The 3,518-nt window shown below is 66.8% G+C and carries 1 protein-coding gene; it reads left to right on the top strand.

From position 1 onward, the window contains the following. Positions 1 to 3,518: non-ribosomal peptide synthetase (locus A2J03_RS12440; protein WP_156520350.1), on the top strand; the 3,518-nt coding region annotated here is incomplete at both ends.

The raw sequence follows: 3,518 nt of genomic DNA on the forward strand, positions 1-3,518 counted from the left end.
CGAGGCTGCCTACCGCGCATCGGCGCGGATCGAGAAAGATCGCGCGTATTGGGCATCAGTGGCAGCAGAACTGCCAGAGCCCGTGTCGTTCTCGGGACGCACGGCCGAACCCTCGTCGTTCAATCATCGGTGCGACAGAACGCTCGACCTGCACACCGACAAAGCCCTCGGCAGTGCTGCCGGGACGTACAAGACCACCGTCGCCGCTCTGGTGGTCGCAGCATTCGCGGCATACCTCGCCCGCGCGACCGACACCGACGACGTCGTTCTCACTCTCCCGATGGCTGCCCGCGTCACCGCCTGGGCGCGATCCTCCGCATCCATGACGGCCAACGCTGTTCCCATCGGGGCCCGTGTCGAATCGACGACCACCATCGGCGAGCTGATCGAGAACATCGGACACCGCATCGGAGGTGCTCTCCGGCACCAGCTGCTCCCCGCAGCGGAGATCGCCGGCGACCTCAGGGCCTCGGGTGCCACCCTGGGACCGACGATCAACCCGATGCTGTTCGGTGACCGAATACGGCTCGGTGATCTCGACGCGCGGCTGGACCTGTTGACCTCGGGTCCGACGGCGGACATGGCCGTCACCCTGCACACGAACTCCGACAACGGGCAGATGCGCGTCGACATCGAGGGCAACCCTGCCACGTACGAACTTGCCGACATCGAGATGCACAGTGCCCGCTTCGCTCGGTTCCTGCACGAGTTCGTAACCCGGCAACCCGACTGCCCGATCAGCGCCATCGATGTGCTCACCGAGACGGACCGTCAGCTCCTGCTGCACGAGTGGAACGGCGGCGCACGTGCCGCTCTGGCGACCATGCCGGAGATCTTCGACCGCGGCGTGCGACGTGCGCCGGATCGTCCCGCGATCGTCGACGGTGACACCGTGATCGAGTACCGCGAGCTCGACCGACGCTCGAACGCGATCGCGCGCCAGCTGATCTCGATGGGTGTCGGCCCGGACGTGCCTGTGGCGGTGGTACTTCCGCGCTCGCACAGGTCGGTGACCATCGTGTGGGCCATCACCAAGGCAGGCGGCGCGTACGTGCCGATCGATCCTGCGCATCCTGAAGATCGCATCGAACGGACACTGGCGGACTGTGGCGCGCGAATCGGCGTCACGACGCGGGATCGACGTGGCGGGTTGCCGTCCGAGATCGACTGGATCGTCGTCGAGGACAATCCCACGTTCGGACGTGCCGGTGGCTCGATCGACGAGAGTCCGATCGACGAGGGTCCAATCACCGATGCCGACCGCCTCGCCCCGCTCACTCTGGATCACCTCGCATACGTGATCTACACCTCCGGCAGCACCGGTGTACCCAAGGGCGTCGCCGTCACCCATCGCGGTATCGGACCCATCGCCGACGCGGCCATCGCGGCCCACGCCACCGTCGTCGGGTCACGGGTGATGCATTTCGTATCACCGGGTTTCGACGCCTCCGTGCTCGAGATGTTCCTGGCCTTCGGTGCCGGCGGAACCCTAGTGGTACTGCCCACCGGGGTGTACGGCGGCGACGAACTCGGGGCGTTGCTCACCGAGCACTGCATCGACGCCGGGTTCATCACGCCGTCGGCGCTGGCGACGGTCTCCCCCGCCGCCGGGTCGACACTCGTCTCGATCGGAGTGGGGGGCGACGCCGTGCCGGCCGCGCTGGTCGACGACTGGGCTCCTGGACGGCGGATGGTCGACGTCTACGGCCCCACCGAGACCACAATCGCAGTCACGCTCGGCACGCTCGAAGCGGGGAAGAAAGTGGCGCTCGGGCGCCCTATCGACGGCATTCGGGCCTACGTAGTGGACCGCAGACTCCACCCGACTCCCCCGGGATGCGTGGGCGAGCTCTACATCGGCGGGACCGGGGTGGCGCGCGGCTACCACGCTCGACGCGGTCTGACGGCGAGCCGATTCGTGGCCGATCCCTTCGGAGGGGGCCGGCTCTACCGAACCGGTGATCTCGTCAGGTGGACTGCCACAGGCGAACTCACCTACATCGGACGACGCGATCATCAGGTCAAGGTGCGCGGATTCCGGATCGAACTCGGCGAGATCGAGGAAGCACTTCGCGCGCATCCACAAGTCAGCGACGCCGTAGTGGTCGTCCATGGCGACGGGGTGGCGCGCACTCTCGTCGGCTATGTCGTCGCCGAGAACAATGCGGTGCTCAACCCCGACGAGGTGACGGCCTCGCTCATCGGCGTTCTCCCCGCATACATGGTGCCCCACCGCGTCAACGTGCTCGATGCGTTCGAGTTGAACGCCAATGGCAAAGTCGATCGCCGCCTGCTGCCTGAGCCGGTCGATCAGGTCGTGGCCGATCGGCGCGAGCCTCGAACGCCACAGGAAATCGCTGTGGCCCGGACCTTTTCAGATGTTCTCGACGTGCCGTCGGTGTCGGCCACAGACGACTTCTTCGCTCTCGGCGGTAACTCGCTGCTCGCGACCGTCGTCGCCGCGCGCCTTGCCACCGACGGCCGATACCGCGTCGGCGTGCGCGAGGTCTTTCTGCACTCGACTGTCGAGCGCCTGGCCGCCATCCTGATCGATCTCTCCGACGATGACACCGGATCCATTGCCCCGGTCTCTGTTTCACGAGAAGAGCCACTGCCTGCCTCACCCTCGCAGCGCAGCATGTGGTGGATCGAGCGCTACCAGCCGTCGGCTGCGTACCACATCCCGCTCGCTCTCCGAGTCAGGGGCGAACTCGACGTCTCCGCTATCCGGCTGGCACTCGACGACGTCGTCCGTCGCCACGAGAGCTTGCGTACCGTCTTCACCGTCGACCCGTCCGACGACTCGCCGCTGCAACTGATTCTCGACGCCCCGAGCATCGAGTATCCCCTGCCGTTCGACGCCGTGACTATCGACGGCGCGGATGTCGACGACACAGCACTGCATGCCGCCCTGTCCGAGATCGCCACGCGCCCGTTCGATCTGGAACACGATCTACCGCTTCGTGGTCGAGTGATCTCGCTACCGGACCGCGACGAGCATGTCGTGGCGCTTGTCCTGCACCACATCTGCGCCGACGGGTGGTCGCTCGGTGTGCTGGCTTCCGATATCGGCGAGGCCTACCGAGCGCGTCTGAAAGACAGTGTTCCTGAATGGGATCCGCTGGCCGTGCAGTACGCCGATGCCGTCGCCTGGCAGCGGGCCGAGTTGGGCGAGGCCACCGAGACCGGTTCGTCACTGAGCACTCTCCGGACATGGTGGTCCGATACGCTCGCAGACCTTCCGGACAGCCGTCCACCGGGCACCATGCGCGCTCGTCCGAGTGCGCCGAGTGGCCTCGGCGCCGCCGTGTCCACCGTGCTGAGCCCCGACGCGAAGGCCGCCATCGATCGCCTGGCGGCGGGCACCGGGTCGACGGAGTTCATGGTGGTGCACGCTGCATTGGCGCTGCTGGTGTCCCGGTCGGGCGTCGGCGACGATGTGGTGATCGGTACCGCTACGGCGGGGCGCGGGCATCGGGACCTCGATCGCGTGGTCGGAATGTTCGTCAACTCGGTGG

Source organism: Rhodococcus sp. EPR-157 (assembly GCF_001647195.1).
Classification (GTDB): Bacteria; Actinomycetota; Actinomycetes; order Mycobacteriales; family Mycobacteriaceae; genus Rhodococcoides.